Source organism: Facklamia sp. P13064 (genome assembly GCF_050409425.1).
Classification (GTDB): Bacteria; Bacillota; Bacilli; order Lactobacillales; family Aerococcaceae; genus Facklamia.
Genome location: NZ_JBNUPM010000004.1, coordinates 41,568 through 66,329, shown reverse-complemented (window position 1 = coordinate 66,329; position 24,762 = coordinate 41,568). Strand labels below are relative to the sequence as shown.

The window sequence follows — 24,762 nt, the reverse complement described above, 5'->3', positions numbered from 1 at the left end:
TATGTTGAAATTATTGATAGCTGATGATGAATCAATCATTCGCAGGGGTATTAAACAATTAATTCCATTAGAAGATTTAGGCATTTCAGACGTTTATGAAGCAGAAGATGGTGAAGAAACTTTAAATGTGGTAGAAGACTTTCAACCTGATATTTTGCTTCTAGATATTAATATGCCTAAGCTGGATGGCTTGAGTGTGGCTGAATCTGTCAAGGCTAATTATCCCAAAATTTATATTATTATCTTAACAGGTTACGATTATTTTGAATACATGCAAAAGGCTATTCGAGCTAAAGTGGATGATTATATTTTGAAACCAGTATCCAAAAAAGACATTGAGTTCATCTTACAAACAGCGATTACTAAGATAAAAGAAAAACGTCAAAAAGATGAAATTCAGGCATTAGTTCCTGAAGAAGTCGATAGGGTTAAACGCTCAGATTTGATTGAAGACTATTTGGATAAACATATATTTCAAGCTGATTTGTCGCTTAGTCAGATGGCGGAAGCAATCGGCTATAATAGTAATTATTTGTCTGTTTTGATCAAAGATTACTATGGAATGAGCTTTCAGGACTATATCAATAAACGACGTATGGAGAAAGCAAAGCTACTTTTACTATCAAGCGATAAAAAGAACTATGAGATTGCGCATGAGATCGGAATCGAAGATGTCAATTATTTTATCACTAAGTTCAAAAAATATTATCAAATCACCCCCAAACAGTTTAGGCAGGCAAAAAAATGAAAACAATGCGCAACCGATTTGACCGAAAAATCAGTGTATACTTTTTCAGTATTTCAATGATGATCGTTTTAATATTATCTTATGCTAATTATAGGTCTTCAGTTAAAATTATTAAGCAAAATATCGAAATGGAAAACAGTCAGCAGTTGAAGACGGCTAGTTTATATATTGCTTCTTATCTTGAGAAGATGAAAAGTTTAAATAGTTTATTAGCCATGACCCCCGAATTAAATAGTGATCAGGAGCAAGCAATTGATGAGCGTGCTTTAAAAAGCACGCTTGATTTAATAAAATCGAGCGATAACATTATAAAAAATATTATGATAATTACTCAATCCGGTCAGTTAATTACTCAAACCGGAAGCGTAATGGAAAGTAAAGCGTCGGTGTTGAATGAAGACTGGTACCAAACAGCTTTAAAGTCGAATAACATGGCTCAAATTACTCGTGAAAATCATTCGGGCTTTACCATGAATAAAAGTGAACGAGTCATTTCCTTGAGTCATAAAATCGAAGATGCTAATAGACAATTTCAAGGACTTTCTATCATAGATGTCTCCTATAAGTTTATTGAAGATTATATTTCTACGGTAAATTTAGGGGAAAATGGTTTTGCCTTTATTGTAGATGAAAATAAGCAGCTGATTTTTGATTCTGAACAGATGAATGGTGATTCGCTAAAAGAAAAGGCCAATTACCTTGCTATTATTGAAGATTCGAGTGCTTTTAACAAAGAAGATTACATTATTTCATCAATCTATGTTCCGAATACAAATTGGCAATTGACGCAAGTTAGAAGTCCTGAAGAAATTTACATTCTAAATAGAAAGCTGATTACCGAAATGCTTATCTGGGCTTTTTTAATTCTACTTTCAAGTATTTTTCTTTCGATTTTCGTATCAAAAAAAGTCACCAATCCTATTGTGGACTTAATTGATGAGATGAAAAAAGTGAATCAAGAATTTTCGAATATCCCGGTAAACCAACAAGCTTCTCTAGAAATCAGAGAACTGACCTTGGAGTATAATTTGTTATTAAATCGGGTAAAAAAATTGACAGAGGCAATTGAAGAAAAGGAAAAAGCTAAGCGTACTTATGAATTAAAAGCCCTTCAAAGTCAAATTAACCCACATTTTATCTATAACACTTTGGATACTATTTTATGGCTGGTTGAACTAGGAGAAAAAGATCAAGCTGTCGAAGTTATTCAATCTTTAGGTAGTTTATTACGGACCACCTTGAGTGTGGATGAGGACGTTATTGAATTGAAGAGAGAAGTAGAGCAGGTTAAAAATTATATGAACATCCAAAAGATTAGGTATGATGATAAATTTGATTACGATATTTCGCTTGGAGCAAATACAGGTGAAATTTTAGTACCTAAGTTAATTATTCAACCGATTGTTGAAAATGCTATTTATCATGGTATTAAAACTAAAAAAGGCCAGTCGCATATCCAAATTACTTCCAGGATTGGAGCGAACGCTTTAATGATTCAAGTGGAAGATGATGGGATAGGATTTAAAGGTAAAGAGCATTCAAACAAGCCAAAGCCTAAACTAGGCGGTATAGGTATGGCTAATGTGGATCAAAGACTGAAAATCCTCTACGGAGAAGCTTATGGCCTAAGCTATACCAGTGATGATCAATTAACTAGGGTAACATTAAAGATAAAAATCTAAAAAGTATTTCTATCCTAAATTTCTACAAGACCGTTAAAAGAATTGAACCAGCGACACTGTAAAACGTTCCTGGTTCTTTTTGACTTGACAGTCCTAACCGTAAAATTTGTTATCAAACAATCAATCATTTAAAATGTAAATAAGAAAAGATAGCAATTTATTGACGCATTAAAAGTCAAAAATAGGATTAGTTAGAAGCTATTATGTATTTCATCAAAAAAATAAACCCTGAGCTTACTCAAGTAAGTAGAAGGGAGAAGATCTGAAAGTAATTCAACAATAAGTCTTGTGCCTTTTTGCTAAAGGAAAGCCTTTTTGATTAAGTGAGAAAATGTGAGCTAGAAATGATAGACAGCAAGTTAGATGGATCATAAAGTCATCGAGAGGAGGAATTATTCAATGACTAAAGACAGCAAAAAGGATTATCAAACAATTATTCATCCCTTGAAGCCATTCTATAAAAAGGACTCTAAAATCTTAATCTTAGGCTCATTCCCTTCAGTGAAAACGAGAGAGTATGGTTTTTTCTATGGACATCCACAAAACCGTTTTTGGCCTTTAATGGAAAAACTATTTAATGAAGCATTAAGTTCCAATATAGAAGAAAGAAGAAAATTTTTAATGAATCATAAAATTGCCGTTTATGATTCGATATATCAATGCGATATTGTCGGTTCGAGTGACGCTAGCATTAAAAATGTAATTCCTTCTAATTTAAAAATGATTTTTGACAAAGCATCTATTCAGCAAGTTTTCTGTAATGGAACTACTTCTTATAAGTATTATCAAAAATATCATGCAAAAAATATGGGTATTAGGGGAATTAAATTATCTTCTACCAGTCCAGCCAATGCGCGATTTCGTTTAGATGATTTGTTTTTAGAATGGAAAAAAATAATCACCTATCTAGATGAATAAAGGATTAGTGAAAAATGGGCCAGAATGGGTATAATGAACATACTCTATTAAGGATGGGAGAAAAAATAAAGTAGAGCAGACTCAAGATAATGGTATATGTCATGGTTGACTATTACTAATAGATGAGTGGGGAAGGACTGAATGTAAAAGAACAAGCAATATAAACAAATGATTAAATCAAAGGAGGAAAAGATGGAACGTTCAAGTGGGGTTTTAATGCATATATCTTCGCTACCCAACGATTATGGAATTGGGTCCTTTGGGCAAGCAGCTTATGATTTTGTTGATTTTCTATCGGATACTAAACAAAAATACTGGCAAATATTACCTCTAACAACGACTTCTTATGGAGATTCACCTTATCAATCTTTTTCAGCTTATGCCGGAAATCCTTATTTTATTGATTTAGACATACTGCAAAAAGAAGATTTATTAACGTTAGAAGATATAGAAGGAATCGACTTCGGCCAAGATAGAAAGTCAGTGGACTATGCTTTAATCTTTAAAAGTCGCCAAACTATCTTGGAAAGTGCCGTTCAACGTTTTAAAAACAAGAATCTAAGTGATAGCTACCAACAATTTATACAAGAAAATCAGGATTGGTTAAATCCTTTTGCTGAATATATGGCGATTAAAGAAACGTTTGATCTTAAAGCTTGGTATGAGTGGGATGAACCAGCAAGAAAACGGGAGGCTGATGCTATAGCTAGCTATCGTTTAGATTTAGCTGAACGACTTGATTATTATCGAATAACCCAATTCTTTTTTTACCAACAATGGCAATCCTTAAAAGCCTATGCCAATCAAAAAGGGATTGAGATTATTGGAGATATGCCGATCTATGTCTCGAGAGATAGCGTAGAAATGTGGACCCATCCAGAATTATTCAAAGTCGATAGAGAGGGCAATCCGACTCTAGTAGCAGGAACGCCACCTGATAACTTTTCCACCGATGGACAACTTTGGGGCAATCCAATTTATGACTGGGAATATCATCGTCAACAAAATTATAAATGGTGGGTCCAACGTTTTAAAGAGAGTTTTAAACTTTACGACTGGGTGCGAATCGACCATTTTAGAGGGTTTGAGTCTTTTTGGCAAGTTCCGCTTTCGGCTAAAACATCCGCTGAAGGAGCATGGTCTAAAGGACCAGGTTATGATTTGTTTGCTGCTGTCAATGAAGCGTTAGGAGACTTAAATATTATCGCTGAAGATTTAGGTTTTATGACAGCTGACGTGATTGCTATGCGAGAAGCGACCGGTTTTCCTGGGATGAAAATCTTACAGTTTGGTTTTGAGGAAGTGGGTGACTCACCAGATCTCCCCCACCACTATCCACACAATTCAATAGCTTATGTTGGCACTCATGACAATGAAACAGCTAGGGGATGGGCACAAGATACAGCGAGTCCGGCGTCTATAGATAAAATAAAAAATTATCTAGGAGAATTAAAAGACGAAAGTATAGCTGATTGTCTAAATCGTGGAATTGCTATGTCACGATCTTACTTAGCAATTTTTCGTATGCAAGATCTTTTGGACCTAGATAACCAATCACGAATGAACACTCCTGCAACATTAGGAGGAAACTGGAAATGGCGTATGACGAAAGAACAATTAACAGAAACTGTCAAGACTAAATTGTTGAAACTCACCCAAACTTATTATCGCTAAGGACAGTATTAATATTTCAACAGTAAAAGAAATGGCTATCCTGTTTCTTGCGGATGCTTATCATTGATTTCTTTCAGAAAGATTCTTGCTAATAGTTTCTGGCAATAATGCATTTCATGGATCAAAGAATTTAATTACTTTGCCTTTCAAAGATTTTAGAAGGGAGTCAATTTTATTATGATTTTCTTAGTGTCAAATTAATAGTGTAAGCTAGATCGCAAAATTATAATAAACAGACCAGCATTTTTACTCTTTTCTAATAGTCAGCTCGCATTTTGATGAGCTGTCGATTGCATTGATATGATTGAATATTTGCCTTGCAAGTATGCTCAGCTAAAAGGCGAGGGAAGCAAAGGGCGCTGACTCATCCATTCAAGCTACTTAGCGCATTGTTAGCTCTCTTTTTATTTTTTTGTGAACAGCTCCTTTTTGATCCACAAGGTGTTGAAGTTTGAAGCGGACTTTATCAAAGCTTCATGTATCCGATGTCTGAACTTTGCATCATACTCTGTGATATAACAAAAAATCGTTTTCTCCAGAGCTGCTGTATGAGGAAATTGTTCTTTCACTTTGCTGATTCGCTGGATTTGTTGATTAATTGCTTCTTTTGAATCATTTCCACGTCTAATAGGAGCAAAAGCAGGGCCACAATGAAGACAAACATAATCTTTTTATGGGGTGTTTTTGTTAGCCTTCGGCTTCCTATTTTTAAAATTAAGAAGGATCGACCGCTCTTTGTTCAGCAAAAAGTTAATGGCATCTTCTAAGGCTAGGCGCAAAATTACTGAACAGACTCACCTTGTGCGAGTGCAGTCATTCGTTTTGTGTTAAATTTTTCTATAAGGGACCTCCTGTTTGTGATTGTTTTGTGGCCATCACAATCTTATAAAAGGAGGTTTTTTCTATTGAGACTTCGAGCTTAGACCAAAAATTTTAGGCTGTGGAGATACTTTGTAAAAAAAGAGTAATTGTTTGTATTTAAAAACGTTTATTTATAGAATAAGTGTGAAAAAGAAAGGAGAGTCATTATGACAAAAATAATCGCATTTGGTATCCGGGATGAAGAAAGACCGATAGTTGAGGCTTGGGCCAATAAAGCCAATGTAGAAGTTAAGATGTTGCAAGATATTTTAACTGAAAAGACAATTTACCAAGTAGAAGGGTATGATGGGGTCACCTTATCCCAAGTGGCTCCTTTAGAGCAATCGATTTATGCTAAGTTAGAGGCATTTGGCATTAAACAGATCGCTCAAAGAAGTGCTGGAGTGGATATGTATGATTTGGAAATGGCTAAACGTCATCATTTGATCGTTTCCAATGTCCCTACTTACTCACCAGAATCAATTGCAGAATGGTCAGCTTTGACGGCGATGAATCTTATTCGGCATTATGATGCTATTCAAGAACAAGTGAAGAAGCATAATTTTTCTTGGACACCAAATATTAGAGGTCGAGTAATCGGAAATATGACCGTTGCAATTATCGGTACCGGTCATATTGGCCAATGTGTCGCACAAATTTTTAAAGGGATGGGCGCTAAAATAGTTGGATATGATTTATACCCAAATGATGAACTGAAGGATTTATTAGAGTATCAATCTTCGATAGAACAGGCAGTAGAACAAGCAGATATTGTTTCTTTACACATACCTGCTATTGAGGAAAATCACCACTTATTTGATGAGAAGATGTTTAAGAAGTTTAAGCAAGGAGCAGTCTTATTAAATATGGCAAGAGGATCAGTAATTGATACGACGGCACTACTAAATGCTTTAGATGAGGGCATCCTATTAGGAGCTGGACTGGATACCTATGAACATGAAGCGCCTTATATTCCCAAAGATTTTTCAGACAAGGAAATTGAAGATGAAGTCTTTGTAAAAGTATTAGACCATCCTAAGGTGATTTATTCTCCTCATATTGCATTTTATACGGATGAATCAGTAAAAAACTTAGTAGAAGGCGGCCTAAACGCTACATTAGATGTCATTAAAACTGGAACAACCAAAAATCGAGTAAATTAAGATAAAAATTAGATATACAATTTTGTATATCTAATTTTTATATAGGGGGTAGGAAGGAAAAATGAAAGCAAGAGTTTGGTTTGATGAAAAACGTCAAATGAGTTATTTTGATCAAGTTATTGAGAAGGGGACAAATCAATTTGAGGGGGTATTAGCCGGTCAAAGTGAAGCAAATCTATGGAAATTATCAGAAGGTGACTGCTTGATGTATTCGACGGCTTTGTTTGAAAAGACAGCTAAAAAGAGTGGCAAACTGATCTATGAAGGAGACATTGTTAAGAGCCGATATATTCATGAACGATTAAATTGTGGAGGACTTAATACACCAGAAAATATCGGAGTGGTTGTTTTCAGACAAAATGAATGGCAATTGAAAGTTAAAGTAGAGAAAAAATTAGCTTATTTAAGGGATAACTATTTTTATTTTTCTTTGGATGATCCTTATAGCTATCGTCAAGTCATTGGAAATGAATTAGAAAATGATCTCGATCAATTAGTCGAGAAACACACCACCAAAATGTAAACCAAGAGAAGACAGCTCTTTGTCAATTATTTTAAGGGTTTTGTTTAGCTTGAGGATAAAATCAATAGCATCATAGATTTTATGTATTTTACCTTTGTTGAAACAAAACTTATAATAAAATTGTAAGCGCTTAATAAAAAATATAATGGAAGGTAGTGAAAACATGGTGAAGAAGCTAAGTAGTGTTGACTTTAACCAAGTTGTTGATCAGTATGCCAAACCTTTTGAAATGGTTCAAGTTTTAGACGAAAATGGAAAAGTTGTTGATCCAGAAACATTGAAATCAATAACAGATGAAGAGTTAGTATCTTTGATGGAAGATATTGTTTGGGGTCGTGCTCTCGATGAGAGAACAATTATTTTAAATCGCCAAGGAGCCTTGGGAAATTATGCAACGGCAGGAGGGCAAGAAGCGAGTCAATTCGGCTCATTGGCTGCCTTAACTCGTGATGATTTCTTAGTTCCGACTTATAGAGATTTAGGAGTATTGATTCGTCACGGATTGCCTATGTATCAAGGGTTCCTATGGTATAAGGGCCATGTTGCAGGTAACCAATTTGAGCAGGATTTTAATGCATATGCTCCCCAAGTAATGGTAGGAGGAACTTTACCTCCAGCAGCGGGTGTAGCCATTGGTAAAAAATTCAACGATTCAAAATCAGTTGTACTGGCTCTTTGTGGAGATGGAGCAACGTCACAAGGTGACTTCTATGAAGGAATCAACTTCGCAGGAGCTTATCAAGCACCATTAATTACAGTTGTTCAAAACAATAGATATGGTATATCTGTTCCAGTGGCACAACAAACAGCTGCTCAAACCTTGGCTCAAAAAGCGGTTGCAGCAGGTATTACTGCTGTACAAGTAGACGGCATGGATCCAGTCGCAATGTATGCAACAGTCAAGAAAGCACGTGAATATGCGATAGCGGGTAACGGTCCTGTATTAATTGAAGCCTTGACTTATCGTTTTGGACCGCATACGATGTCGGATGATCCAAAACGTTATCGTGGAGACGATGAACTAGCAGAATGGATGGCAAAAGATCCACTTATTCGTCTTCGCAATTATTTAACAGAAAAAGGCTTATGGTCAGAAGAAAAAGAAAATCAAGTCATTGAAGATTTGAAGAGTGAAGTGAAAGAAGCGATGGCACGTATGGCACAAGAGCCTGCTCAAAAAGTTTCTGATTTCTTGAAGAACATGTTTGAAGTGACTCCGCCAAGTATTTTAGAACAAATTAAGAAGTATGAAGCAAAGGAGATGAGATAAGATGGCAGTATTAACACTAGCACAAGCAATTACAGCAGGACTTAAAGAAGTTTTAAGCCGTGACAACAAAACCTTAATATTTGGTGAAGATGTCGGTTTAAACGGAGGTGTTTTCAGAATTACCGATGGATTACAAGAAGAATTTGGGAAAAATCGTGTGTTTGACACACCGTTAGCAGAATCAGCTATCTTAGGCATGGCAACAGGTTTGGCTACAGAAGGTTTTCGTCCTATTCCAGAAATACAATTTTCTGGTTTTATCTTAGAAGCAATGGATCCTCTAGTGGCTCAAATTTCTCGTTTTCGCTTTCGTTATGGTGGAACTCGTCAAATGCCTGTAACCATTCGTGCTCCATATGGTGGGGGAGTTCACACACCTGAATTACACTCTGATTCATTGGAAGGAATGATGGCTCAAGTTCCTGGCTTACGTGTAGTTATTCCTTCTTCTGCTTATGACGCAAAAGGTTTACTCATTTCATCTGTTGAATCGAACGATCCAGTTGTTTTCTTAGAACATTTAAAATTATATCGCTCAGTTAAAGGCGAAGTACCTGAAGAATATTATACTGTACCGTTAGATAAGGCGAATGTAGTCCGTAAAGGAAAAGATATTACTTTAATTGGCTATGGACTAATGGTAGGGTTGGCAGTTAAGGCTGCTGACAAATTAGCACAAGAAGGAATTGAAGCAGAAGTAATCGATTTACGTACCGTAGCTCCTTATGACTTTGAAACAATTCAGTCTTCGATTGCAAAAACTCATCGTGCAGTTGTTTTACAAGAATCGCAACGACTTGCAGGAATTGCTGGTCAGATAGCTTCAGATATTAGTGAACGTTGCTTTATGGATTTAGATGCACCTGTTGCGCGTGTAACCTCACCTGATACTGTTTATACCTTTGGGGCAGCGGAGTCAGTTTGGATACCAGATGAGAATGATATCTATGAACAGGCTCTAGAAACATTTAAATTCTAAAAGGAGGCATTTTGATGTATCAATTTATATTACCTGATGCTGGTGAAGGTACTCATGAAGCAGAAGTGCTCACCTGGCATGTTAAAGTTGGAGATAAGGTTGAAGAAGACCAAATCATTTTGGAAATACAAAGTGATAAAGCTGCTGTTGAATTGCCTTCACCTGTATCCGGAACAATTTCTAAGCTATATGCTGAAGAAGGTGAAATTGCTTTAGTAGGCAAGCCTATTGCCGATATAGCTCTTGAAGGAGAGGAAGTGGGGAGCCAAGTAGAAAATGTTGCTCAACCAGATTCTCAAGATAATCTGGTTGAAGAAAACAGCTCCAATACATCAGATACAGTGGATCTAGTGGAAGAAAAAGATACTAATAGAACGGAAGCTGTATCGGATGATATTCGTAAGATGGCTATTCCTAGAGTACGTAAATATGCTCGTAGCAAGGGGGTTGACCTTTCGAAAGTAATCGGCACAGGAAATCACGGTAAGATTACGATAGAAGATATCGATCATTTCTTAGAAACAGGTCAAACTGTAGCCCCTAGCGAAGAAACTTCAAATAAACAAGTAAGTCAAGCAGTCGTTGAAAATCAAGTGTCTACTTCTAGCGCGACTCCAGTAGCTACTGAAGCAATGGCTGAAGATCGAGTGGAAAAACTGAGCATGATGCGTAGAGTAATTGCTAAAGCCATGGTTGAAAGTAAGCGAGTTTCACCTCACGTAACGGTATTTGATCAAGTAGAAGTTTCAGCTTTAGTGGAACATCGTAATCGAATGAAACAAATTGCTAAGAATAAAGATATTAAGTTAACCTATTCTGCATATTTTGTGAAAGTTCTAGTGGCTATGTTGAAACGTTTCCCAGAACTAAACGCTTCTATGAATCTTGAAAAGGGAGAAATATATTACCATAATTACTATCATATTGGCGTAGCTACCGACACTCCTAAAGGCTTATATGTTCCTATGATTCGTAACGCAGAAAGAAAGAGTCTATTTGAAATAGCTCAAGAAATCCAAACTCTAGCGGATAAAGCTCAAAATGGAGAGTTAGAAACAACAGATATGGATAATGGCTCTATGACTTTAACCAATGTGGGTGGCTTAGCAACAGGTGGAGTTTGGTCTACACCTATTATTAACCAACCTGAAGTAGCTATTTTGGGTGTAGGTCGAATTGAAGAACAATTCTTACCAGATGAAGAGAAGAATCCAGTATTAAAACCTGTGTTAAAATTATCTTTTGCTTTTGACCATCGAGTAGTGGATGGTGTAACCGCTCAAAAAGCAATTAATTTAATGAAAGAATACCTAAATAATCCAGATTTATTATTATCGGAAGGGTGATTGACAAATGGTAGTAGGAGATTTTGCAAAAGAAGCTGATACGATTGTAATTGGATCTGGACCGGGGGGATATGTTGCCGCCATTCGAGCGGCACAAACAGGTCAGAAAGTACTCATCATTGAGAAAGATCAAATAGGGGGAGTATGCTTAAATGTTGGTTGTATTCCTTCAAAAGCAATGATTACGGTCGGAAATGAATACGTTAAGACTAAAAACAAAACGCCTTATGGATTAGAATATGGAGACGCAAGTCTGGATTTTACGGCTCTACAAGATTGGAAGAATAATGAAGTAGTCAAAAAACTAACAGCTGGCGTTCAAGCCTTATTGAAAAAGAATAAAGTGGAAATAATCCATGGCGAAGCAATGTTTACTTCTGACCAGACTGTTCATGTTGTAAAAGAAGGAGAAATGGGCGAGACCTATCAGTTTAAGAATGTGATTATAGCTACTGGTAGTCGTCCAATTGAACTTTCAGGTCTACCATTTAGTGAAAACATTATTGATTCGACAGGACTACTTAATTTAACAGAACTTCCAGCATCCTTAATTATAATTGGTGGCGGCTATATCGGAATGGAATTGGCCGGAGCCTATGCTAATTTAGGTACTAAGGTAACAGTCATTGAAGCAAGTGATCGAATTCTTAATGGTTTTGAAAGTGATTTGACCAAGCCAGTTATTAAACAGATGAAAAACAAGGGTATTGACATAATTACTAAAGCAACCGTTGAATCAGCAGTAGACAAAGAAGGAAAAGTGACCGTTTCATATTCTGTTAAAGAGAAAAAAGAAGACCTTTCAGCTGATAAAGTAGCGGTTTTAGTAGGAAGAGTTCCTAATACGGATCTCTTAAGTTTAGAGTTGGCCGGAGTTAAGGTTGATGATAAAGGTTTAATTCCAGTTAATGAGAAAGGACAAACCAATAAAAATAACATATACGCGATTGGCGATATTGTCGCAGGACCGGCTTTAGCTCATAAAGCGAGTTATGAAGCAAAAGTTGCAGCTGAAGCAATTGCTGGTCATGCAGGAGTAGCAGTTGATTATTCAGTTATTCCAACAGTCTGCTATACTTATCCAGAAATTGCGACAGTCGGATTAACTGAAAAACAAGCTAAGGATCAAGGAATCAATGTCAAAAAAGCAAAATTCATGTTCCAAAGCAATGGTCGTGCTCTATCAATGAATGAAAAAGAAGGATTTGTTCGTTTAATCTCCGATAAAGAAACAAATCGTTTGATAGGGGCTCAAATGGTTGGTCCAGAAGTAAGTGAATTAATTGGAGAAATCACCTTGGCAATTGAAAATTTAATGACAGCTGAAGATTTGGTATTAACAATTCATAACCACCCAAGCCTAACAGAAACCATAATGGATGCTGCTGAAATACTTTTAGATCAAGGAATTCACCAATAGCAAATTAAAAGGAGATTTATATGATGGAAAATAAAATGACCGGTAAACAATTTGCAATGAATATTCTTAATGGTTTAGCTCTAGGTACGGTAATCGTATTAATTCCTGGCGCCCTCTTAACAGAACTGGTTAGAGCTATCGCGCCGGGATCACCTTTATTAGGTGTTCTGGCCATGTCAAACTCTATGCTAGGATTAGTCAGTGGTGTCATGATTGGATTGAATTTTAAATTTAATCCAATCCAAGCTGCCTCAATTGGTCTAGCTGCAATGTATGGAGGGGGTGCGGTTCAATTCGTTGGTGGCGCCCTTACCCTGAATGGAACAGGGGACGTCATTAATGTCGGCTTAACATCTGCATTAGCTGCTTTTGTGATATTATTAATTGGAAACAAGCTAAAATCATACACAATTATTGTAATTCCCACTTTAATGTTAGCTTTAGTAGGGAGTATAGGCCATTGGATTTTGCCTTATGTCAAAGGTATTACTGTGCTAATTGGACAAGGCGTGGCTAGCTTATTAACACTTCAACCGATTATAATGTGTATTTTAATTGCTATTGTTTTTTCGATCTTGATAGTCTCTCCAATTACAACGGTAGGAATTGCTTTAGCTGTAGGACTTTCAGGTATAGGCTCGGGAGCTGGAAACCTTGGTATTTGTGCTTGTGGTTTTGGATTAGCTATTATGGGATGGAATGTAAATGGTTCAGGAACAGCCTTGGCCCACTTTATTGGTTCACCTAAGATGTCAATGCCCATTGTGGTTAAAAATCCTAAGACAATGATTCCGATTATATGTAATGCTGCAGTCTGTGGGATGATGGCTGCTTTGTTCAATATTCAAGGAACACCGATGAGTGCAGGATTTGGTTTTAGTGGACTGGTTGGTCCGATAAATCATCTGAACTTAGTAAGTGGTGGTTTCTCATTGATAAACCTCCTAATTACTTTTGTTGCTTTTGTGGTAGTTCCTGTTAGTTTAGGCTTCGTCTTTAAATACGTTTTTACCCAAGCGGTGCCATTAGTAACCGAGGAAGATTATCGTTTAGAATTATAAAAACAAAGTAAGAAAGAAGGAAAGTTATGTCGTTCATTTCACAAATTAAGTCCTTCAAACAAAAAGAAAGATCTAGCAAAAACAAATTCGTCCTAGCTGTAGTAAAAGCTGCAGACGATGAGGTAATGAAAAGTGCAAAAAAAGCCATTCAAGAAGAAGGCTTGAAGATGATCTTTATTGATGATAAGGAGCAATTAGAAAAAATCATTGCAAATTATCAACTATCAGCAGAAGATTACGAAATCATTGACGAATCCAACGACTCACAGGCAGCTTTTGAAGCAGTTCGTTTAGTCCGTGAAGGTAAAGCTGGTGCGATTATGAAAGGGAAGCTTTCCACCGGAAAGTTATTGAAACAAGTCGTTGCTAAAGAGACAGGAATTGTCAAAAGTGGCTTATTAACCCACATGGCCGTTTTATCCATTCCCAAACTTGATCGTTTGTTAGGCATAAGTGATGGTGGCATGGTTTTGCAACCGAATAAAGAAGAGTATAAAACAATTATCCAACATGGAGTGGAAGTATTTCACAAATTAGGTGTAGAAAAGCCTAAAGTAGCTCTGTTATCTGCAGCTGAAACCTTAATTCCTAAATTGCCATCTTCTGTTAACTTTGCTGAAATCGCTGAGGAGTCAGATAATTCGCAGGCAATTATAGAAGGCCCCTTATCTTTAGATATTAGTTTATCACCGACAAGTGCAGCAGAAAAAAATTGGTCTGGAGCAATTAGAGGAGATGCTGATTTAATCATTGCTTCAGATATTGTCGCTGGTAATAGTCTATCCAAGTCACTCTTGCTATTTGGTGACGGCGAGATGGCTGGTATTATAATGGGAGCGCGCGTACCGATTATCTTAACTTCGAGAAGTGCTTCGGCTAGTGAAAAATATGCCTCTATTCTATTAGCTCAGTTAATGATGGATAAGGGGGAATAAAATGAACAAAATTATTGTCATTAATCCGGGAGCTACATCAACTAAGATAGCTTATTTTGAAAACGATCAAGAAATCTGGAAAGATGAAATTCTCTATACTAATGAGGAAATCAGTCATTTTCCACATGTTTTTGATCAGTTTGAAATGCGTTCCCAAGATGTTTTATCATTATTAGAAGAGCATCATTTAACCAAAGACCTTGACACTGCCGTAGGCCGTGGAGGGGGCATTGGTCCAGTGAAGTCAGGGGCTATTCTAGTTGATAACGAGCTATTAGATCGTCTAGAATTCCATCCAGTTATTGAACATGCTTCAAACCTAGGTGCCAAATTAGCACAAGCCGTAATCAATCACTTTGGGAAACCGGGTACCAACGCATATATATATGATCCAATTACAGTCGACTCAATGTCAGACGTAGCTAGACTGACTGGCATAAAAGGAGTGAGTCGTAAAAGTATTGGACATCATTTGAATATGCGGGCGGTTGCTAGACGAGTAGCGAGTGATATGGGGAAAAGTTATCAAGAGGCTAAAATTATAGTGGTTCATATGGGAGGAGGCTGTTCAGCTAGTGCTCATCAAGGTGGTGAAATTGTTGATTTTATTTCAGACGATGAGGTAATGTTCTCAGCAGAACGCTCTGGTGGAATTGCTATTAAAAATTTAATCCCTCTAATCAAAGAAAGGGGAGTCGATGCGTTTTATAAATTTGCTAGAAACGAAGCGGGCTTATACTCTTATTTTCAAACAAAGGATTTAAGATTGATCGAGCAACGAGCTGTTGATGGAGATGAAGAAGCTAAGTTAGTACTTGAAGCTATGGCTTTAGGGATTGCGAAAACAATCGCTTGTTTGGCAGCTACGATAGGCGGTCCAGTTGATGCCGTTTCAATGACAGGCGGAATGGCTCATTCGGAATTTTTAAGAAATGAAGTCAAGAAAAGAACAGCATTTATTGGTCCGTTTATTCCATTCCCAGGAGAATTTGAAATGATTGCCTTAGCAAAAGGTGGTAACCGCGTCTTAAATCAAGAAGAGACCGCACATCGTTTAGCAGAAATGGGTTAATTTGATTTTATGATGGATATAAATTCATTCATCGCTGGTGTCAATGTATAATTATTTCGCAAAGCAATACCAATCGGATAATAGTTATTGCGATCTTCCAAGGGAACCCAAGCGAGTTCTTCTAATTTGCTTAAAGGCTTAAACTCACTCGGTAAAATGCAGATTGAGTTTAAGCTTTTTAAGCTATGAGTAAGCACTTCCCAATCATTGTTGACTAGAACAATATTTGGATCGAACCCAACCTTGCGACAGCGTTTAGGTAACATTTCACCTAGCATAAAATTATCAGTTAGATTACAGAAATTTTCGTCTCTTAAATCTTTAAATTCAAGCGAAGCACGACTAGAGAGTGGGTTGCTTTTAGGTAGAACAACACTGACCTTATATCCTTGAGTGGTCGTGTTTAAAGGTTCAATATGAATGCCTTCTTCAATCTTAGGAAAAGAAACGAGGCCAATGTCAATTGTACCCTCAGCAAGCAATTGTTGAAGATGACGAGACCCATCTTGAACTAGGACCAATTCCAAGTTGGAATGGGTAGCAATAAATTTTGATATTTGAGGCATGAATTGAATGGCAAAGAGAGAAGTTAATCCGACTTTCATTATTTCAGCTGGATTATGATTATAGCCTTGAATTTCAAGAACTAGTTCATCGAAAGCTTCGGTCAAGTTTTTCCCCCTGTCATAAAGAATTTTACCGGTATGAGTAAGCGTCATTTCTTTTTCTGAATAAGTAAAAAGTTGTGTATCTAGTTCCAGTTCAATTTTTTTAATTGCTTGGGAAAGTGTAGGTTGAGTAATAAAAAGACTTTTAGCAGCGTGAGAAATGTTTTTTGTTTCTGCTACAGCAATAAAATATTTAATCTGACGTATATCCAAGATAGACACCTCCTTTTAGATTTTTTAAATTCATTATATCAAATGACGGCTATTTCTACTAATAAAGCTAATTTTTGTTTAATAGATTGTTTTGTTTTTTGCATTATGATTGATTTTATGAGAGCTTGAATATTGTTATAGTTTCCTCAAAAGCTAATAAAAATAGAGATCCTTCTTTGATTTGTCTGGCAGGATCTCTATTTAGTTTGTTTTATTTAATTGCTCCATCAACCATGCCTTTAAGGATTTGTTTTTGAGCAAAGAGGAAAACAATAATGATTGGAATCATAATCATTAAGGATGAAGATAAAATCATATCCCACTGTTTAGTGTAGGAACCGGCAAAGTTTGAAATAGCAATCGGTAATGTTTGAATGTCATTACCGACACCTAACAATTGCATCGGCAGTAAGAAATCATTCCAGATCCAAATGCCATTTAAAATAATAATCGTAACATAGATTGGTTTCATAATGGGCATGACTACATAAAAGAAAGTTTGTAGTTTGTTAGCACCATCTATTTCGGCAGCTTCTTCAATCTCAAGTGGGACACCCTTTAAAAAACCATGAAACATAAAGACAGACATGCCCATTCCAAAGCCAATGTAGGCCAAGATTATCCCAGGATAAGATCTCAAGAGTGAGAAATTCATTAGGGGTTCAGTTACATTCATGGATAGGATTCTAAACCAAGTAATCAGTGGATACATGACGACTTGGAAAGGGATAACCATTGAAGCCACAAACATATAAAAAATGAGTGAAGAAGTTTTTGATTTGTATCTCACTAATCCCCAAGCAGCTAATGAACTGACCAGACTAATTAGAGCCAAGGAAGTGACAGTAATAATTACTGATGATAAAAAAGAACTAGGATAATCAATAGAGGGGTTGTTCCAAATAGTAAGGAAGTTTTCCCATATTTGTCCCCAATTTTCAGGCAGTGAGAGTGGATTGACTAATATTTCGCGAGAGGATTTGGCTGAGTTAATAAATATTAACAGTAAGGGGCTGATAAATAAGACAAAAACTAAGAGGGCGAACAACTCCAAGAAAAACTTTTTCCATTTGATAATTGACATTACATTTCGACCTCCTGACGTTTTGTAATATAAGTCTGACTAAGACTAATAATGACTAGAATAACAAAAAGAATTACTGCTCGAGCTTGACCATAAGCTAAATTATTTTCAACAGAAGCAGTATTATAAATATTCATAGTGATAAACTCAGTAGACTTGATGGCTTCACTATTCCACATCATAGAAGGGCCACCACCCGTCAAGGAGTAATTGACATCGAATATTTTAAAGGAATTATTAATGGTTAAAAATAAAGAAACAGTAAATGATGGCATAATCATTGGTAAAGTAATGTGGCGTAGCTTTCCCCACCAATTGGCTCCATCTAAGGAAGCAGATTCATACAATGAACGAGGAACGTTTTGCAAGCCCGCGTAATAAATCATCATAATATAACCGGCATATTGCCAAGTTGAAGTTAAAACCAAGGCAGAAACAGCTAGACGCGGAGAACCTAAGAAGAGATTTTCAACCAGCCAATCGAAAGCCAACAATTCTCCAACTTGAGGAAAAACATTATTATAGATAAATTGCCAAATATAACCCAAGACAATTCCACCAATTAGATTAGGAACAAAGAAGCCCGCACGATAAATATCTCTACCTTTAACTTGACTAGAAACAATCATAGCTAAAGTAAAAGCGACTAAATTAATAATAATTATATTAAAAAAAGCAAAAATAAAGGTAACCATCAGAGAATAACGAAAACGAGAATCGGCAAAACTTTCTTTATAATTACCCAAACCAATAAAATCTGCAACAGGCTTAATAATCCCGCCCCAATTCGTAAATGAATAATAAATGCCCATCACGAAGGGAATGAAAATCACTAAAGTAAGTGCAATAAAAGCAGGGGCCACTAAAAAAATAAAATTGCGACGCTGCCGTTTACTACGAGATTTTTTATGAGAGGCAGATGCCATAAGAACCCTCCTTATAAATGAAGGAACTAGAAGAAACCCTCTAGTCCCTTTAAGAACACTGCTAAATTAACCTTTTATTCTGAAAGTTGTGAAATTTCTTCAGACATTAGTTGAATGAATTCATCTTTGTCAATGTTACCTTGAGCAAATTGACCATAGATAGGGCCTAGGTTATTCATACCGAAACCATCAGGCATAAAATAAGTCGAATCAAAGGAGTAAACTGGCTTTTCATCAACAATCCATTGTGCTAAGAATGCAGACATTGGCGCTTGTGGTGTTTCTTCAGTGGTTGAGAAAGGTGAGATCATATTGGCTTGGTTTACAATATAGTCTTGACCTTCAGGAGTATCCACCATGTCTTGGAAGAATTTATTGATAGATTCCATTGCGCCAGATTCTTTATTCACAACATAATATGATGGAGCACCAATAAAGAGACCATCAGCATTTGCATCAGTTCCTAGTGTTTGATAAGGAATGAAGCCCATTTTGAAATCAGCCTCTAATTCTGCTAAGTTGGGATCTTTCCAGTTTCCTTGATGAAGGAAAGCTGCTTGCCCTGTAGCAAAAGCAATATCCATGTCTTCTTGTGTACCTACTGTTAACATTTGCTTGTCAGTATGTTGGAAGAGAAGCTCTACCCAATCCGCATAGTTTGCCATACGGTCTTCATCGACTTCACCTTTAAGGGTCATTTCTGTAACAGTACGGTCACCATTTTCTAAACCGGATCCAAGATAAGCGTTGAAGTCATGATTACCCATAATCCATGTTTCGCCTTCTTTAGTAGCATTTGCTACAACTGAAGTCAGTCCTAATTCTTCTTTACGATTTTCTAAATCTTCAAAAGCAGCTTTGACTGCTTCAAAAGAATCTAAACTAGCTGGATCAATGCCTGCTTTTTCTAAAAGGTCTGCATTATAAGCTAAACCATAGCCTTCAACTGAAACAGGGAAACCATAGACTTCATCACCTTGTTTAAATTCAAATTCAGTTTGATCAATCCAATCACCTTCAAGAGGAGTGAGGAAATCAGCCCAGATATCGTAGCCTCCTTGCCCTTCAATAACAAAGACATCAGGACCGTCACCCGCTGTGAAATCTGATTTCAATTGGTCACCTAGAGTACAGGAACCAGAACAGACTTTAACTGTAACATCCACTCCATTAGCCTCACCCCATGTTTTAGCATAGTTAGTTAAAGCCTCTTGAGTTTCACTTTTGTTAGAATAGAGCGTAAAAGCATCAGGACTGTCAGACGCAGCTGAAGCGCTCGGCAGAGATATGAGAGAACTAGCCGCTAAAATCAAGCTAGCCTTAGAAATTTTTGATAGAATTGTCATGGTATTCCTCCTATAATTTTAACTTTTGTTATAATAATTATAGCTTTAAGAATAAAGGTTTGCAATCGTTTGCAAAATTAATAAAAAAAGTTACAAACAGGAGGACTAGGATGGCTAAAGAAAGTGCATTAGAGTTAAGGAAGCTGGTAATTTACAGTATATTTACCCGTAACTTTTCAAAAGAAGGTAGTTTTAAAGAGGCGGAAGCTGAAATTCCACGTTTAAAAAAGTTAGGGGTTGATATGGTTTGGTTTTTGCCTCATTATCCGATCGGAAAGATTAAACGAAAGGGCACAAAAGGATCACCCTATGCCATAAAAGACTATCGCGGCATTCACTCAGAGTTAGGTAGTCGCGAGGATTTTATTCATTTAGTGGATCAAATTCATCAAGCGGGTATGAAAGTGATGATTGATATCGTTTATAATCATACCTCTCCAGACAGTCTTTTAAGCAATCAAAAATCTCAATGGTTTTATCAAAAACCAGACGGCAGTTTTAGTAATCAGATTGGTGATTGGACAGATATTATCGATTTGGATTATAATGACAATTTTGACTTATGGGATTATCAAATTGAGACTTTAATGGACTATGCCAAAATCGTTGATGGTTTTCGCTGTGATGTAGCTTCTTTAATTCCTTTAGATTTTTGGTTGGCTGCTCGTGAAGCAGTTAAAGAAGTTAATCCTGACTTAGTGTGGTTAGCAGAGAGCGTTGAGCCTTCATTTATTCTCGAAACAAGAAAACAAGCTATGACCGGACTGTCAGACTCCGAAGTCTATCAAGCTTTTGATTTGACCTATGATTATGATATTTTTAATGATTGGGTTGCTTATTTAGAAGAAAATCAACCTTTATCTGCTTACCTTACTAGTTTAAATCGACAAAATTGGATTTATCCTGCCAACTTCACTAAATTACGTTTTTTAGAAAATCATGATCAAAAACGTATTGCAGCAAGAATTAAGGATAAGCACTCGTTAGAACAAATAACAGCCTTTAACCTCTTTTTACGTGGTGCGCATTTAATCTATAATGGACAAGAGATTCAAGCTAATCATTTACCTAATCTTTTTGAAAAAGATCCAATCGACTGGTCTAATGAGTCGACTTTTTCAGAGTATTTAGCGGACTTAATCCAAATTAAAAAGGAGTATATTCCTTGTGAAGGAAGTTTTGAAGTGGGTGGCGATGATGACTTAGAAGCTGTTTGGGTTAAGTATCAAAACCATGAAGAATGTTTGATGGGGATCTTTGCTTTGAATAAAGAAAAACATGGTTCGATTAAAATACCACTTGCTGATGGAGCATATCGTCATCTATTAGAGGATAGATGGATAAAAGTTAATGATGGAGAAATAGCCTTATCCGATAGACCTCAATACCTCACTTATAAAGAAGATTAAAGCCAAGCCTCATATCAAAACAAATTGGTATAAGGGTACATTTGTTATATGCTGAAACATCAATAAGATTTGATGTGAGGTGATAAAATGGAAGATTTAAAGGTGATGGTTGATTAAGACAAAGCGTTAAGTGATGAGAATCGTTTAGTTATTTTGCAGCTTTTGAAGAAGGGGGAACAGTGTGCTTGTGTATTACTTGAGCAACTTGACCATTCTCAATCGGGATTGTCTTACCACATGAAAAAAATAGTTGGATCAGGCATTGTTAAAGAGCGTCAGGAAGGGAAATGGGTTTACGATCGTATTTCTAATCAAGGGCGAAATCGCTTTATGTCAAATCTCAATGTTTTAACTAAGCCTACTGATAGAGAAATCAACAAGTTTTAAGCAGTTAGCTATTTAAAGGAGTTGTAAAATGAAAAAAGTAGCATTTGTCTGTGTTCATAACTCATGTCGAAGCCAAATAGCAGAAGCGCTTGCCAAACGTTATGGTCAAGGTGTAATTGAGGCATATTCAGCTGGAACGGAAGAAAAAGATCAAATTAATCAAGAGGCTGTGCGTTTAATGAAAGATATCTACCAGATAGATATGGAAGCTAACCAGCAGCCTAAATTAATCACTGAACTAGCTGAAATCGACTATTTGATCACTATGGGCTGTAATGTGAATTGTCCGTTTCTTCCTTTTAATGATCGCAAAGAGGATTGGGGCTTAGAAGATCCCAGTGGTAAATCAGATGAAGCATTTAAAGAAGTGATTGCTTCGATTGATCAAAAAGTCAAAGAATTAGTTGCCGAAATTAGTCAATTATAGGAGGTTTTTTATGAATCAAGTTGAAATGAAATCGTTTGAAAAAAAACTTAACCTTATGGGTGTTGGTTTGTATGATGATGGGTGTGTTAATTGGAAAATTCATTCCTCAAATACCAGTCTTTCTCGGGCAATTTGAATTCTATAATGTTTCCATTCCTACAACTATTCTCCTATGGATTATGATTTACCCTATGATGTTGAAAATAGATTTTAATAGTGTTAAGAATATTGGAAAAAATCCTAAGGGCTTATATATTACTTGGATGGTCAACTGGGTGATCAAACCACTTACCATGTATTTTATCGCTTATTTATTCTTTAATATTATCTATGGTCGTTTCTTATCAGCTGAATTAGCTTCTGAATATGTAGCGGGTGCCGTTCTCTTAGGAGCAGCTCCATGTACTGCTATGGTCTTTGTTTGGTCGAAATTGACTCGAGGAAACAGTGCTTATACTTTGGTTCAAGTGGCAACCAATGATTTGATCCTTTTAGTAGCTTATGTGCCAATTGTTAGTTTCTTATTAAAGATGGGGAATATTGCTATTCCTTGGGAGACGCTATTATTATCTATTGTACTTTTTATTGTTATTCCGCTTTTAATGAGTATGGTTACACGTCGCATTATTATCTCAAATAAAGGCAATGATTACTTAGAGAATACCTTTATTCCATCTTTTGATCGTTACACTTCTTTAGGCCTATTATTGACTTTGATTATTATTTTCTCTTTCCAAGGTAACCATATTATGAATCAGCCGCTTAATATTCTATTGATTTCTATTCCTTTGATTATTCAAACTTTACTAATCTTTGGAATTACTTTTGCTATAGCATATAAAGTCAACCTGCCATACTCAATAGCAGCACCTTGCGGCATGATTGGTGCTTCTAACTTTTTTGAATTAGCGGTAGCGGTAGCTATTTCACTTTTTGGACTTTCTTCTGGAGCTACTTTAACGACTGTTGTCGGTGTCTTAGTAGAGGTGCCTGTTATGTTAATGTTAGTTCGCTTTGCTAATAGTAAGCAACATTGTTTTAGAAAAGAAGAGCAATCCATTTAATAGATTGCTTTTTCAGCTAGCATTCGATTAAATAAATTGCTATGATATAATGAATATAAATAATTTCAAGGGGTGAGTAAGATGGATGCTGGAGAAGATGTTCGAGTCTGGAGTAACAAGAATTATAAAAAAAGACATTCACTATCAGCATCGCTTACTCGCCTTGCTTTTAGTGGGTGTTCTTTAATTGTTTAACTATAAAAATGACAGTGATTTGTAAAATCACATATAAATGAAAGAATTTTCATTTAGGAGGGAAACAAATGAAGAAATACCAAATCGATCAAATTAATCATTTACAAGAAAAAATCAATCGCATGGACCCAATTGATATTGCTGAACAATTTGATAACTTAACGGCCTATGAAATTGCTTTAAGGATTAAATTGTTGAGTAAAGATCTATTAGCGGATACTTTTGCCGAGCTGAGCAAAGAAAAGAAAATGGAAATCATTGAGATTCTATCTGATGAAGATACTGGTGAATTGATCAAAGAACTTGATGAAAATGAACTAGTTGACACTTTGCAAGAATTACCAGCCAATATGGTAAAAAAAATCATGCAATACTTTGTCACCGAAGATCGGCGACCAATTATTAATCAATTGTTGGGTTATCCAGAAGAAAGCGTCGGATCAGTGATGACCGTTAACTTTTTAGCTGCAAAAGAACGCTTGACCCTTAAAGAAATATATAATCTGGTACTCCAATCAGACCTAGATGCCAATAAATTAGAACAAATCTGGATTACAGATGGATCGCTACGCTTGTTAGGATTTATTCATTTGGGTGATTTAATTCGTTATCCTCAAGCTGAAGTATCTGACTTATTAAAGGGCTTAACACGCACAGTATCAGCTAAAGATGATCAAGAAGTGGTAGCTAAATTGGCTCAAAAATATGACTTGTCAGAAATACCGGTTGTCGATTCAGAAAATCGTTTAGTAGGTACTGTTCCTGTTGAATGGGCCATTGATATCTTAGCAGAAGAGTACCATGAAGACTTCGGAAACATTCACGGGATCAATGACGTGGAAGAAACGCATTATTTAAAACAATCTGATTTGTCGATAGCCCGCAGTCGAATTACCTGGTTAATCATTTGTTTAATTACTGCATCTGTCACGGGTTTTATAATTCAACGCTATGAAGTGACTTTAGCTACCAACGTAGCTTTAGCCATGTATATACCGATGTTAATGGATAGTGGGGGGAATGCAGGAAGTCAGTCCTCGACTACTATTATAAGAGCCCTATATTTAGGAGAATTACAAGGTGTTTCTTTTGTGAAAATTTTACTAAAAGAACTTAGGATAGGTTTTATTGTTGGACTTGCCTTGGTTGTGGTCAATATGTTAAGAATTTTAATTTTAGATTCTGTTTCATTCCAAGTGAATCTGGTCGTATCGATCACTTTATTAATGACCGTCATGTTATCCAAAGTAATCGGTGGTTTATTACCAATTTTGGCAGACAAATTAAAGATCGACCCTACTGTTATGGCAGGTCCTTTAATTACGACGATTGTTGATACTGCATCCTTACTAGTATATTTTGAAGTAGCTAGTCGTTTATTGAATATTTAA

Annotated in this window: 21 protein-coding genes and 1 pseudogene; 18 read left to right on the top strand and 4 right to left on the bottom strand. The window is 36.2% G+C overall.

Translation table 11 applies throughout. The features are described from left to right. Window position 1 precedes the first annotated feature (1 nt). The 13 genes from ACQV2S_RS03010 (at window position 2) to buk (ending at window position 15,652) form a co-directional block, all read left to right on the top strand. Complete coding sequence (locus ACQV2S_RS03010; protein WP_428873485.1) at window positions 2-748, top strand: response regulator transcription factor; 747 nt, start codon at window positions 2-4, stop codon at window positions 746-748. Further along, window positions 745-2,430: a cache domain-containing sensor histidine kinase gene (locus tag ACQV2S_RS03005; protein WP_428882298.1), complete on the top strand. Its 1,686-nt coding sequence runs from the start codon at window positions 745-747 to the stop codon at window positions 2,428-2,430. Before ACQV2S_RS03010 ends, ACQV2S_RS03005 begins: the two co-directional genes overlap by 4 nt. 399 nt (window positions 2,431-2,829) lie before the next feature. Beyond that, window positions 2,830-3,348: a DNA-deoxyinosine glycosylase gene (locus ACQV2S_RS03000; protein WP_428884996.1), complete on the top strand. Its 519-nt coding sequence runs from the start codon at window positions 2,830-2,832 to the stop codon at window positions 3,346-3,348. A 192-nt stretch (window positions 3,349-3,540) separates the two neighbouring features. Continuing rightward, entirely contained in the window at window positions 3,541-5,022 is a 1,482-nt protein-coding gene (gene malQ / locus ACQV2S_RS02995) for a 4-alpha-glucanotransferase (protein WP_428884995.1), read from the top strand. 1,028 nt (window positions 5,023-6,050) lie between these two features. Continuing rightward, entirely contained in the window at window positions 6,051-7,046 is a 996-nt protein-coding gene (locus tag ACQV2S_RS02990; RefSeq protein WP_428873490.1) for a D-2-hydroxyacid dehydrogenase, read from the top strand. 61 nt (window positions 7,047-7,107) lie between these two features. Continuing rightward, window positions 7,108-7,569: a YopX family protein gene (locus ACQV2S_RS02985; protein ID WP_428873491.1), complete on the top strand. Its 462-nt coding sequence runs from the start codon at window positions 7,108-7,110 to the stop codon at window positions 7,567-7,569. A gap of 163 nt (window positions 7,570-7,732) precedes the next feature. After that, window positions 7,733-8,839: a pyruvate dehydrogenase (acetyl-transferring) E1 component subunit alpha gene (gene pdhA, locus ACQV2S_RS02980; RefSeq protein WP_428873493.1), complete on the top strand. Its 1,107-nt coding sequence runs from the start codon at window positions 7,733-7,735 to the stop codon at window positions 8,837-8,839. 1 nt (window position 8,840) lies between these two features. Then, on the top strand, window positions 8,841-9,818 hold the full coding sequence (locus ACQV2S_RS02975; RefSeq protein ID WP_428873495.1) for an alpha-ketoacid dehydrogenase subunit beta: 978 nt from the start codon (window positions 8,841-8,843) through the stop codon (window positions 9,816-9,818). A gap of 14 nt (window positions 9,819-9,832) precedes the next feature. Next, window positions 9,833-11,164, top strand: coding sequence for a dihydrolipoamide acetyltransferase family protein (locus tag ACQV2S_RS02970; RefSeq protein WP_428876112.1), 1,332 nt, complete (start codon window positions 9,833-9,835; stop codon window positions 11,162-11,164). Window positions 11,165-11,171: 7 nt separating this feature from the next. Continuing rightward, on the top strand, window positions 11,172-12,584 hold the full coding sequence (gene lpdA, locus ACQV2S_RS02965) for a dihydrolipoyl dehydrogenase (protein WP_428873498.1): 1,413 nt from the start codon (window positions 11,172-11,174) through the stop codon (window positions 12,582-12,584). Between the two features lie 23 nt (window positions 12,585-12,607). After that, window positions 12,608-13,645 (top strand): PTS transporter subunit IIC, encoded by a 1,038-nt coding sequence (locus ACQV2S_RS02960; RefSeq protein WP_428873552.1) that lies wholly within the window; start codon window positions 12,608-12,610, stop codon window positions 13,643-13,645. 26 nt (window positions 13,646-13,671) lie between these two features. Continuing rightward, window positions 13,672-14,580 carry a phosphate acyltransferase gene (locus ACQV2S_RS02955; RefSeq protein WP_428873499.1) on the top strand — a complete coding sequence of 303 codons (909 nt, stop codon included), beginning with the start codon at window positions 13,672-13,674 and terminating at the stop codon, window positions 14,578-14,580. Between the two features lies 1 nt (window position 14,581). Continuing rightward, window positions 14,582-15,652 carry a butyrate kinase gene (buk, locus tag ACQV2S_RS02950; RefSeq protein ID WP_428873500.1) on the top strand — a complete coding sequence of 357 codons (1,071 nt, stop codon included), beginning with the start codon at window positions 14,582-14,584 and terminating at the stop codon, window positions 15,650-15,652. Here the strand turns inward: buk and ACQV2S_RS02945 are convergent. The 4 genes from ACQV2S_RS02945 to ACQV2S_RS02930 form a co-directional block, all read right to left on the bottom strand. Continuing rightward, window positions 15,649-16,533, bottom strand: a complete 885-nt coding sequence (locus tag ACQV2S_RS02945; RefSeq protein ID WP_428873502.1) for a LysR family transcriptional regulator — start codon at window positions 16,531-16,533, stop codon at window positions 15,649-15,651. The genes buk and ACQV2S_RS02945 overlap by 4 nt on opposite strands. A 211-nt stretch (window positions 16,534-16,744) precedes the next feature. Further along, entirely contained in the window at window positions 16,745-17,617 is an 873-nt protein-coding gene (locus ACQV2S_RS02940; protein ID WP_428873504.1) for a carbohydrate ABC transporter permease, read from the bottom strand. Further along, window positions 17,617-18,543, bottom strand: coding sequence for a carbohydrate ABC transporter permease (locus tag ACQV2S_RS02935; RefSeq protein ID WP_428873506.1), 927 nt, complete (start codon window positions 18,541-18,543; stop codon window positions 17,617-17,619). The genes ACQV2S_RS02940 and ACQV2S_RS02935 overlap by 1 nt, the downstream gene beginning before the upstream one ends. 74 nt (window positions 18,544-18,617) lie before the next feature. Next, on the bottom strand, window positions 18,618-19,889 hold the full coding sequence (locus ACQV2S_RS02930) for an ABC transporter substrate-binding protein (RefSeq protein WP_428873507.1): 1,272 nt from the start codon (window positions 19,887-19,889) through the stop codon (window positions 18,618-18,620). A 110-nt stretch (window positions 19,890-19,999) separates the two neighbouring features. Between ACQV2S_RS02930 and ACQV2S_RS02925 the strand changes: the two genes are divergently transcribed. The 5 genes and pseudogenes from ACQV2S_RS02925 to mgtE all read left to right on the top strand — a co-directional run bounded on the left by ACQV2S_RS02925 (window position 20,000) and on the right by mgtE (window position 24,762). Beyond that, a complete protein-coding gene (locus ACQV2S_RS02925; RefSeq protein WP_428884994.1) occupies window positions 20,000-21,298 on the top strand; it encodes an alpha-amylase family glycosyl hydrolase in 1,299 nt (432 codons plus the stop codon). Between the two features lie 132 nt (window positions 21,299-21,430). Further along, window positions 21,431-21,685: pseudogene (locus ACQV2S_RS02920) on the top strand (ArsR/SmtB family transcription factor); the annotation flags it as partial. A 28-nt stretch (window positions 21,686-21,713) separates the two neighbouring features. Continuing rightward, window positions 21,714-22,112 (top strand): arsenate reductase ArsC, encoded by a 399-nt coding sequence (locus ACQV2S_RS02915; protein ID WP_428873510.1) that lies wholly within the window; start codon window positions 21,714-21,716, stop codon window positions 22,110-22,112. A gap of 35 nt (window positions 22,113-22,147) precedes the next feature. Continuing rightward, window positions 22,148-23,176 (top strand): ACR3 family arsenite efflux transporter, encoded by a 1,029-nt coding sequence (gene arsB / locus ACQV2S_RS02910; protein ID WP_428884993.1) that lies wholly within the window; start codon window positions 22,148-22,150, stop codon window positions 23,174-23,176. A gap of 263 nt (window positions 23,177-23,439) precedes the next feature. Continuing rightward, window positions 23,440-24,762 carry a magnesium transporter gene (mgtE, locus tag ACQV2S_RS02905; RefSeq protein WP_428873512.1) on the top strand — a complete coding sequence of 441 codons (1,323 nt, stop codon included), beginning with the start codon at window positions 23,440-23,442 and terminating at the stop codon, window positions 24,760-24,762.

Bases quoted from the DNA above. Each gene is read 5' to 3' on its own strand.
- ACQV2S_RS03005 (WP_428882298.1), top strand. From the start codon at position 745: ATGAAAACAATGCGCAACCGATTTGACCGAAAAATCAGTGTATACTTT.
- ACQV2S_RS02985 (WP_428873491.1), top strand. From the start codon at position 7,108: ATGAAAGCAAGAGTTTGGTTTGATGAAAAACGTCAAATGAGTTATTTT.
- ACQV2S_RS03010 (WP_428873485.1), top strand. From the start codon at position 2: ATGTTGAAATTATTGATAGCTGATGATGAATCAATCATTCGCAGGGGT.
- ACQV2S_RS02955 (WP_428873499.1), top strand. From the start codon at position 13,672: ATGTCGTTCATTTCACAAATTAAGTCCTTCAAACAAAAAGAAAGATCT.
- ACQV2S_RS02970 (WP_428876112.1), top strand. From the start codon at position 9,833: ATGTATCAATTTATATTACCTGATGCTGGTGAAGGTACTCATGAAGCA.
- ACQV2S_RS02930 (WP_428873507.1), bottom strand. From the start codon at position 19,889: ATGACAATTCTATCAAAAATTTCTAAGGCTAGCTTGATTTTAGCGGCT.
- ACQV2S_RS02940 (WP_428873504.1), bottom strand. From the start codon at position 17,617: ATGTCAATTATCAAATGGAAAAAGTTTTTCTTGGAGTTGTTCGCCCTC.
- ACQV2S_RS02915 (WP_428873510.1), top strand. From the start codon at position 21,714: ATGAAAAAAGTAGCATTTGTCTGTGTTCATAACTCATGTCGAAGCCAA.
- malQ (WP_428884995.1), top strand. From the start codon at position 3,541: ATGGAACGTTCAAGTGGGGTTTTAATGCATATATCTTCGCTACCCAAC.
- ACQV2S_RS03000 (WP_428884996.1), top strand. From the start codon at position 2,830: ATGACTAAAGACAGCAAAAAGGATTATCAAACAATTATTCATCCCTTG.
- ACQV2S_RS02935 (WP_428873506.1), bottom strand. From the start codon at position 18,543: ATGGCATCTGCCTCTCATAAAAAATCTCGTAGTAAACGGCAGCGTCGC.
- ACQV2S_RS02960 (WP_428873552.1), top strand. From the start codon at position 12,608: ATGGAAAATAAAATGACCGGTAAACAATTTGCAATGAATATTCTTAAT.
- ACQV2S_RS02925 (WP_428884994.1), top strand. From the start codon at position 20,000: ATGGCTAAAGAAAGTGCATTAGAGTTAAGGAAGCTGGTAATTTACAGT.
- lpdA (WP_428873498.1), top strand. From the start codon at position 11,172: ATGGTAGTAGGAGATTTTGCAAAAGAAGCTGATACGATTGTAATTGGA.
- pdhA (WP_428873493.1), top strand. From the start codon at position 7,733: ATGGTGAAGAAGCTAAGTAGTGTTGACTTTAACCAAGTTGTTGATCAG.
- buk (WP_428873500.1), top strand. From the start codon at position 14,582: ATGAACAAAATTATTGTCATTAATCCGGGAGCTACATCAACTAAGATA.
- mgtE (WP_428873512.1), top strand. From the start codon at position 23,440: ATGAAGAAATACCAAATCGATCAAATTAATCATTTACAAGAAAAAATC.
- ACQV2S_RS02975 (WP_428873495.1), top strand. From the start codon at position 8,841: ATGGCAGTATTAACACTAGCACAAGCAATTACAGCAGGACTTAAAGAA.
- ACQV2S_RS02990 (WP_428873490.1), top strand. From the start codon at position 6,051: ATGACAAAAATAATCGCATTTGGTATCCGGGATGAAGAAAGACCGATA.